General features: G+C 72.3%; 9 protein-coding genes. 8 read left to right on the top strand and 1 reads right to left on the bottom strand.

Annotated features, from left to right (window positions below; all coding sequences use genetic code 11):
* Positions 1–141 precede the first annotated feature (141 nt).
* The 8 genes from ACIQMU_RS21650 (at position 142) to ACIQMU_RS21615 (ending at position 7,065) form a co-directional block, all read left to right on the top strand.
* Positions 142–786: an HAD family hydrolase gene (locus ACIQMU_RS21650; RefSeq protein ID WP_402689473.1), complete on the top strand. Its 645-nt coding sequence runs from the start codon at positions 142–144 to the stop codon at positions 784–786.
* 42 nt (positions 787–828) lie between these two features.
* A complete protein-coding gene (locus tag ACIQMU_RS21645) occupies positions 829–2,034 on the top strand; it encodes an MFS transporter (RefSeq protein WP_402689472.1) in 1,206 nt (401 codons plus the stop codon).
* Positions 2,003–3,175, top strand: a complete 1,173-nt coding sequence (locus tag ACIQMU_RS21640) for an acetoin utilization protein AcuC (protein WP_402689471.1) — start codon at positions 2,003–2,005, stop codon at positions 3,173–3,175. The genes ACIQMU_RS21645 and ACIQMU_RS21640 overlap by 32 nt, the downstream gene beginning before the upstream one ends.
* Before the next feature lie 98 nt (positions 3,176–3,273).
* Positions 3,274–4,089 carry a phosphatase gene (locus ACIQMU_RS21635; protein ID WP_352240173.1) on the top strand — a complete coding sequence of 272 codons (816 nt, stop codon included), beginning with the start codon at positions 3,274–3,276 and terminating at the stop codon, positions 4,087–4,089.
* A gap of 128 nt (positions 4,090–4,217) precedes the next feature.
* Complete coding sequence (locus ACIQMU_RS21630; protein WP_003968329.1) at positions 4,218–4,430, top strand: helix-turn-helix domain-containing protein; 213 nt, start codon at positions 4,218–4,220, stop codon at positions 4,428–4,430.
* A 110-nt stretch (positions 4,431–4,540) separates the two neighbouring features.
* Positions 4,541–4,639 carry a 30S ribosomal protein bS22 gene (locus ACIQMU_RS21625; RefSeq protein WP_003948845.1) on the top strand — a complete coding sequence of 33 codons (99 nt, stop codon included), beginning with the start codon at positions 4,541–4,543 and terminating at the stop codon, positions 4,637–4,639.
* A 224-nt stretch (positions 4,640–4,863) separates the two neighbouring features.
* A complete protein-coding gene (locus ACIQMU_RS21620) occupies positions 4,864–5,952 on the top strand; it encodes an NAD-dependent epimerase/dehydratase family protein (RefSeq protein WP_352240172.1) in 1,089 nt (362 codons plus the stop codon).
* 15 nt (positions 5,953–5,967) lie between these two features.
* Positions 5,968–7,065, top strand: coding sequence for a lysophospholipid acyltransferase family protein (locus ACIQMU_RS21615; protein WP_352240171.1), 1,098 nt, complete (start codon positions 5,968–5,970; stop codon positions 7,063–7,065).
* A 105-nt stretch (positions 7,066–7,170) separates the two neighbouring features.
* On the opposite strand, the gene ACIQMU_RS21610 is transcribed toward ACIQMU_RS21615, so the two are convergent.
* Entirely contained in the window at positions 7,171–8,379 is a 1,209-nt protein-coding gene (locus tag ACIQMU_RS21610) for a DUF5667 domain-containing protein (RefSeq protein WP_402689470.1), read from the bottom strand.
* Between the last annotated feature and the right edge of the window lie 60 nt (positions 8,380–8,439).

Genomic DNA, 8,439 nt, shown 5'->3' with positions numbered 1-8,439 from the left:
GGAAGCTAAGCCTTTCAGCGCCGATGGTACTGCAGGGGGGACCCTGTGGGAGAGTAGGACGCCGCCGAACAATTTTTCCGGGAAAGCCCCGTGCCTTGTGGCACGGGGCTTTTCTGCGTTCTGAACGTCTAGGGTCGAACCATGCGCTACGAACTGGTCATCTTCGACAACGATGGTGTGCTCGTCGACAGTGAGCCGCTCGCCAACACCGTCCTCTCCGGCTACCTGACCGAACTCGGTCACCCCACCTCGTACGACGAGTCGCTCCGTGACTACATGGGGTCCGCCGTGCACCGGGTCCACGACCTCGTCGAGGAGCGGACCGGGCAGAAGCTGCCCGAGGACTTCGACTCCACGCTCAACACCCGTACCTTCGCCGCCTTCCAGCGGGAGCTGGTGGCCGTGGACGGGGTGGAGCAACTGCTCGGGAAGCTCGTCGCGGACGGAGTGGACTACTGCGTCGCGTCCTCCGGGAGCCACGAGCGGATCCGGGTCGCGCACCGCAGGACGGGACTCGACCAGTGGTTCGAGGAGGAGTGGATCTTCAGCTCGGAGGATGTGGGCCGGGGCAAGCCGGCGCCCGATCTGTTCCTGTACGCCGCCGAGCGGATGGGCGTCGCGCCGGAGAGGTGCGTCGTCATCGAGGACAGCCCGCTGGGGGTCGAGGCGGCACGGGCGGCCGGAATGGACGTGTACGGGTTCACGTCGATGATGCCCGCGAACCGGCTCGTCGGAGTGACCGGGCACTTCTCCGACATGGCTCAGCTTCCCGAACTGCTCGCCTGACCGCTCTACCCATGGGCGGTGCCCGGCTCTACGCTCGCGGCCATGACCGACGCGGGCTTGCGGCACGGCAGGGCGTCCCTGGGGCTGGGCTTCGGCGTCCAAGGGGTGGCCTTCGCCCTCCTGGTGACGCGTATCCCCGCCATTCAGGACCAGTACGGGATATCCGACGGGCTGCTGCCCGTCTTCCTCGCCGCTGTCCCGGTGCTGGCGGGGGCCGGCAGCGTGGCCGCCGGGAAGGCGGTCGCCCGGGTGCCGCCCGGCGTCGTCCTGCGGTGGGCCCAGCCCCTCGTCCTGCTCGCCCTGCTCGGGGTGGGCGCCGGGCGGGAGGTCTGGCACGCCACCGTCGCGCTCGGCGTCTTCGGGCTGGCCGTCGGGGCGCTGGACGCCTCCATGAACATGCTGGGCGTCAGCCTCCAACGGGCGTACGGGCGCAGCATCATGCTCGGCTTCCACGCCGCCTACAGCCTCGGCGGGATCGCGGGGGCGTCCCTGGCCTGGGCCGGGGCGCGGTGGGAGCTGTCGTTGCTCGCCTCCTACCTGCCCGTCGTGGCGGTGCTGCTGCCCGCCGCGTTGGCTGGCAGCCGGTGGTACACGGAGGGCGGGAAACCGCGGGAGACGGCGTCCGGCGGCCCCGAAGGCGCGGGCGGGGCCGTCCCGTTCAGGCTGCTGCTGCCGCTCTGCCTGGTGATGAGCTTCGCGTACATCGGGGACTCGACGGTGTCCAACTGGAGTGCCAAGTACCTCCAGGACGTGCTGGGCGGTTCCGAGCAGCTCGCGACCGTGCCGTACAACGTCTACATGGTGACGACCCTGCTGGGGCGGGCCGTGGGGGACCTCGGGGTGCGCCGGTTCGGGGCCGTCACCGTGGTGCGGGGCGGGAGCCTGCTGGCGGCCGGCGGGTTCGCGGTGGTGGCGCTGGCCCCGGGGGCCGGGGTGGGGATGCTCGGATTCACGATGCTCGGGTTCGGGCTGTGCGTGCTCGTCCCGCAGACCTTCGCGGCGGCCGGCCGGATGTTCCCGGGGAACAGCGACGCGGCCGTGGCCCGGCTGAACATCTTCAACTATGTCGGGTTCCTGGTGGGTTCGCCGCTCGTGGGCGCGCTGGGGGACGCGTGGAGCTATCGCGGGGCCATGCTCGTGCCCATGGGTCTCGTGCTGGTGACGCTCGTGTATGCCCGCGCGTTCGGGCCGGCGCCCGCCCGATACGGTGGCGGGCATGAGCGGCCGCACACAGCTGATGTGGGATGACGCAGTTACGGGATACGACTTCGGGGAGACGCACCCCATGGACCCGGTCCGGCTGGACCTGACGATGGGGCTGGTGCGGGCGTTCGGGCTCGACGGGGCGGTGGATCTGCGGTCGGCGAAGTCCGCGGGGGACTCCACCCTGCGGCTCGTGCACCGCGAGGACTATGTGGCCGCGGTGCGGGCCGCCTCCGCCGATCCGCGGGCGGCGGACCAGGACTACGGGCTCGGGACCGTGGACGATCCGGCGTTCGCCGGGATGCACGAGGCGTCCGCGCTGATCGCCGGGCTCTCCGTCGGGGCCGCCGAGGCGGTGTGGCGGGGCGAGAGCGAGCACGCGGTGAACTTCACCGGAGGGCTGCATCACGCCATGCCCGGCTCGGCCGCCGGGTTCTGCGTCTACAACGACCCGGCCCTCGCCATCGCCCGGCTGCTGGAGCTCGGCGCCCAGCGGATCGCGTACGTCGATGTGGACGTCCACCACGGGGACGGGGTGCAGGCCGCGTTCTGGGAGGATCCGCGCGTACTGACGGTCTCCCTGCACGAGCACCCGAGGACCCTCTTTCCGCAGACCGGGTGGCCGGAGGAGACCGGGTCCGGGGACGGGGAGGGCTCGGCGGTGAACATGGCGCTGCCGGCCGGGACCGGGGACGCGGGGTGGCTGCGGGCGTTCCACGCGGTGGTGCCCGAGCTGCTGGCCGACTTCCGGCCCCAGGTGCTCGTCACCCAGCACGGGGCCGACACGCACTTCGAGGACCCGCTCGCCCATCTCGCGGTCTCCCTGGACGCGCAGCGGGCGGTCATGGAGTCCTGCCACGAGCTGGCCCACCGGTACGCGGAGGACGGGCGCTGGGTGGCGCTCGGCGGCGGCGGGTACGCGGTGGTGGATGTGGTGCCCCGGTCGTGGACGCATCTCGTGGGGATCGCGGCGCACGCTCCGGTCGATCCGGAGTCGGTGGTGCCGGCGTCCTGGCGGGATCTGGTCTACGCCCGTACGCGGCAGCTGGGGCCGGGCCGGATGACGGACGGGCGTACGCCGGCCTGGAAGGCGTGGGAGGACGGATACGACCCGGCGGACCGGCTGGACCAGGCGGTGCTGGCGTCCCGGAAGGCGGCGTTCCCGCTGCGGGGGCTGCTGACCTGAGCCCCGGTGGCGGGGGCATTGTGCCGCGCGTTACGCCAACGGTGGGGCGTACCGGGATTCCGGCCCGCGGGACTCCGTGATGCGGCAGCATCCCAGGGGTGTTGAGCACCGGGGCGCTGCGCGCCCATCTGCTGGCGGCCCGGCTCGCCGGGCCCGTGGCCACGTCGCGCGAGACCAGCCTGCGCAGCTACCGGCTGTTCGCCGCCCGCGATCCGCGGGTGATGCTGGGGCTCGCGCCCGAGCGGGCCTGGGGCGAGGGAGACCTGCTGCGGCTGATGGCGGACCGGTGCGGGGTCTCGGCGGACCCCGCGCACGTCTCCGGGCCCGACGCGATCGACCCGGAGCGGACGGTGGCCGCACTGGACGCGTTCGCCGAACGGCTGGCCGTGGTGGCGGAGCGGCGGGCCCCGGTGCTGCTGGGGACCGGTCATCCGCACCGGCTGCTCGGCTTCTACGCCGGGCTGGCAGACGCCCTGTCGGCGGCGGGCTGCCCTGTTCTCACCCCCGCGCAGGGGCGATGTGTCGACATAACGACCCGGTTTGGCGTACGTACGCACTACCTCGACTACGTACGGGGTGTCGCCCTGGTGCGCGAACCCGGGGGGCGGCCCACCGGGGGCGAAACCGGCGCGCACACGCATTCGCCGCTTCCGGTGAGGCTCGCGCTCCAGGACGCGGTGGAGCGGCTCGGGGTCCTGCCCGAGCTGGTGATCGGGGATCACGGCTGGGTCTGCGGCGCAGGTCAGCTGGGGATCGAGGCGATCGGGCCGGCGGACACGGACGATCCGGCGCTGTTCGTGGGGGAGGCGGAGGGGCGGGTGTCCGTCGTCGTTCCGCTCGACGACGGCGTGCAGGCGCCGTTCTACCGGCCGTTGACGCGCTATGTGCTCAATCGGGCCTGTCTGTCACCGTAGGGCGGCGATCGTCTCTCCTCTTCCCCACTCGCACCACCCGCCCCTAACCTGTGGAGTGAGCGCACAGCGACGAAGAGTCACCGGAGGGGAAGCCGGTGCGCGTCCGGTGCGGAAGGTACAGGTGGGTCATGGCTGCTGGCAGCGAGAGACCTCTGAACGAGGTCAAGTTTCTGACCGTGGCGGAAGTCGCCTCGGTCATGCGAGTGTCGAAGATGACCGTGTACCGCTTGGTGCACAGCGGTCATCTGCCGGCGATCCGGGTGGGCAGGTCCTTCCGGGTGCCGGAGCAAGCGGTTCACGCGTATCTCCGCGAGTCCTTCGTGGGGGTGGAATCAGCCTGAGGTTGCCTGCGGATTACGCCCCTCGCACGGTGGCGGGTAGGCTAGGCCGACGTAGGTCGTGTGGGCCCAGACGCCCCGCACCAGTGAAGATGAAGTGAGCGAGGGTAGTCGTGGGCTCTGTTATCAAGAAGCGGCGCAAGCGGATGGCCAAGAAGAAGCACCGCAAGCTGCTCAAGCGCACGCGCGTTCAGCGTCGCAACAAGAAGTAAGCGAACGCGGTTCGTGAGATCCGCAGCCCCTCCACCGTTCCGGTGGAGGGGCTGCGGTGCGTTTCGGGGTGCTTTCCGGGCCGGTTTTTGTGGGTCGGCGAGGGTCGAGCCCGACATGGGGGCGTCACAGGGCCGCGTCCACCCGCTACGGTGACGGCCAGGGAAGTTACCGCGGGAAGCAGGGAGGCCGGGCCGGCTTCCCGGACCGACGGAAGGCACTGGTCTTGGGCAGGATCGTCCTTGTCACAGGAGTGGCCCGGCAGCTGGCGGGCCGCTTCGTCCGGCGCGTCCAGCGCGAGCCCGGGGTGGACCGGGTGATCGCCGTGGACGCGGTCGCGCCCGCGCACCGGCTGGGCGACGCCGAGTTCGTGCGCGCGGACATCCGGCAGTCCGCCCTGGCGCGGATCCTGGCCGAGCACTCCGTCGACACGGTGGTGCACCTGGACGTCTCCGGCAAGGCGCTCGGCGCCGGCGGCCGGACGGCGCTCAAGGAGACCAACGTCATCGGCACCATGCAGCTGCTCGGCGCCTGCCAGAAGTCGCCGACCGTGCGGCGGCTCGTGGTGAAGTCCAGCACCAGCGTCTACGGGTCGGCTCCCCGTGACCCCGCGGTGTTCACCGAGACCACCCCGCCCAAGTCGCTGCCCAGCGGCGGCTTCGCGAAGGACGCGGTGGAGGTCGAGGGGTACGTACGGGGCTTCGCCCGCCGCCGGCCGGACGTGGCGGTGTGCGTGCTGCGGTTCGCCAACATCCTGGGGCCGCGGCCGGACTCGCCGCTCGCCGACTACCTGTCGCTCCCCGTCCTGCCGACCGTGTTCGGCTACGACCCCCGGCTCCAGTTCGTGCACGAGGACGACGTGATCGACGTACTCGGGATCGCGGCGAGCGAGCCCCGCCGCGGGACGCTGAACAGCGGCACGTTCAACATCGCCGGCGACGGAGTGCTGCTGCTGTCGCAGTGCTCGCGCCGGCTGGGGAAGCCGACCGTGCCGGTGCTGCTCCCCGCCGTCACCTGGGTCGGCTCGGCGCTCCGCACGATCGGCATGACGGACTTCTCGCCGGAGCAGATCCGGCTGCTGACCCATGGCAGGGTGGTCTCGACCGTGCAGATGCGCGAGACCCTCGGTTTCCGGCCGCGGTTCACCACGGCGGAGACGTTCGCGGAGTTCGCGCGGAGCCGGGGACCCGGACTGCTGCCGCCGGCGACGGTGGCCGGGGCGGTGGACCGGCTGGCGGCGTTGCCGCTGCCGGGAGGCACCGGTCCGCGGGAGCGCGGGTCCGGTGCGGTACAGACGAATCACGGCGCCAGGTAGAGGAGCGCACCGACGATGGCGGACGCCAAGGTCATTCCGTTCGACGACGACCGTTCGCGGTCCGGTGGCGCGTCGCGTCCGGCGCGGCGCCGGACCGGGGCGGGCGGCAGCGGCAGCGGCAGCGGTCGGGGCGAGGGCCCCGCGGCACCGGTGAGCGCCCTGCCGGGGGCGCAGGCCCCCGAGCGGCCACTCCCGTCCCCGGAGGCGGGGGAGGAGGGCGGGGACCCGAGGGCGCCCGGCCGGGAACCGGCCGACGCGGACCGCCCCCCGGCCCGGGGCTGGGAGCGGCGGATCGCGGGCGGGCTCGCGTTCCTGCGGCGGCGGGTCACCGGTGACTACGAGGTCGACGAGTTCGGGTACGACGAGGAGCTCACCGACCAGGTCCTGATGTCGGTGCTGCGGCCGCTGGCCGACTCGTACTTCCGGGTCGAGGTGAAGGGCATCGAGAACATCCCGTCGGACGGCGGGGCGCTCATCGTGGCCAACCACTCCGGGACGCTGCCGCTGGACGGGCTGATGCTTCAGGTCGCGGTGCACGACAACCATCCGGCCGAGCGGCATCTGCGGCTGCTCGCCGCCGATCTGGTCTTCCATCTTCCGGTCGTCAACGAGCTGGCGCGCAAGGCCGGTCACACGCTGGCCTGTGCGGAGGACGCGCAGCGGCTGCTGGAGCGGGGCGAGATCGTCGGGGTGATGCCGGAGGGCTTCAAGGGCATCGGCAAGCCCTTCGGCGAGCGCTACAAGCTGCAGCGCTTCGGCCGGGGCGGGTTCGTGTCGACGGCGCTGCGGGCGGGGGCGCCGATCGTGCCGTGCTCGATCGTGGGCGCGGAGGAGATCTACCCGATGATCGGCAACGCGAAGACCCTGGCCCGGCTGCTGGGCATCCCGTACTTCCCCATCACGCCGACGTTCCCGTGGCTGGGGCCGCTGGGCGCGCTGCCGTTGCCGACGAAGTGGACGATCCAGTTCGGTGAGCCGATTCCGACGGACGGGTATCCGCCGGAGGCCGCCGAGGATCCGATGCTGATGTTCAACCTGACGGACCAGGTGCGGGAACAGATCCAGCACACGCTGTACAAGCTGTTGGTGCAGCGGCGGTCGGTCTTCTTCTGACCTGTTGTCTCCGTCCCGCCGTTCTCCGGACCGGGGCGGCACGAGGAGGGGGCCGGTACGCGGATCGCGTACCGGCCCCCTCCTCGGCCGACGGGGGTCGTCGTTCTACGGCTTGAGGTTCTCGCCGTCGATGCCGAGGCCCGGGAGGAGCCCCGGGAGCAGCGGGGGCAGGGTGACGTCCGGTGCGGCGGGTGCGCTGGGCCGGTCCTCGGGGGGCGTCGGGTCGATGCCGTCCGTCGGAAGGTCGTCCAGCAGGCCGTCCGTGCCGCCGCCGAGCAGGCCGCCGTCCGGGGTGGCGTCGTCGGAGCCCGATGAGCCGGAGGGCTCGGGGGCGGTGCTGTCGTCGGTCCGGTCCCCGGGCCGGTCGGGGGTGGCGGGGGGTGCGGGGGCGTCGGTCCGGGGCGAGCCGGTGTCCGGGGTGGCGTCGGAGCGGCCGGAGTCCTGGCTGCCGCCGGGGGGGCGGGGGAGGAGGGACTGGAGCGGCGCGACCTCTTCCTCTATGGCGTCGAAGACCGAGCTGACCTCGTCCCGGACGTCGGTGAGCTGGACGGGCAGCCGGTCGCGGAGGCTGCTCCAGGCGTCGCGGTGGGAGCGGGAGAAGCTGTCCAGCGTCTGGATGGGGCCGATCGCCCCGTCGCGCTGGTAGGCGGAGTGGAGCAGGCGGTGGCCCTCGGAGGCGTCGTGGGACATGCCGTTGAGCGCGCGTCTGACGGCGCCGAGGGATTCGTGGTCCAGGTCGCCGGCCCGGCCGCGCTCCATGAGCCTGCGGGCTTCGCTGAGCCGGGTGGACGCCTGGTCGAGATAGACCTCGCCGCGGTCGGCATCGCCCTTGGTCATGCCCAGGCTGATGTCCTCCATCCCGCGTTTCAGCCCGTAGAGCGAATCACCGGGGAGGGCGTCGGAGCTGGCGGCGGCCACCCCGCCGAACGCTCCCGCGGCCACGCCGACGGTGAGCCCGCCGGCGGTGAGCCCCTTCGCCCAGCGGGACCGGGGGCGCAGTTTCCGCAGTGGTGAGGCCCGGTGGGCCCCCTTGCCCCGTTGCACGGGCACCGTAGGGCCCGTGGACGCGCCGCCCTCGGCGAACATGGTCTCCATGGCCGCGACGAGCTGGGCTCGCTGCACCGTTTTGACCTCGGGGTCCAACTGCGGCTTCGGTAGCTCACCGAGGCCGTTCGCCAGGGCCAACAGCGGTCCGCGGTCGGCCTGGTCGGCCGGCTCCGCGGGCTGTACGGCCGCCGCACCCTGGGGGGTCTGCTCCTCCAGGGCCTGGGCGAAGGCGTTCGCCCGCCGGTGTGCCGAAACGTTTGCGATCACTGGCGGCACCTCCTCTCGTCATGACGGTCGACTCCCCTGGCGGTCCGGAAGGTTGCACAC

The sequence above is a fragment of the Streptomyces sp. NPDC091649 genome, assembly GCF_044756785.1.
In the GTDB taxonomy this organism is placed as follows: Bacteria; Actinomycetota; Actinomycetes; order Streptomycetales; family Streptomycetaceae; genus Streptomyces.
This window is presented reverse-complemented; position numbering and strand designations above follow the sequence as displayed.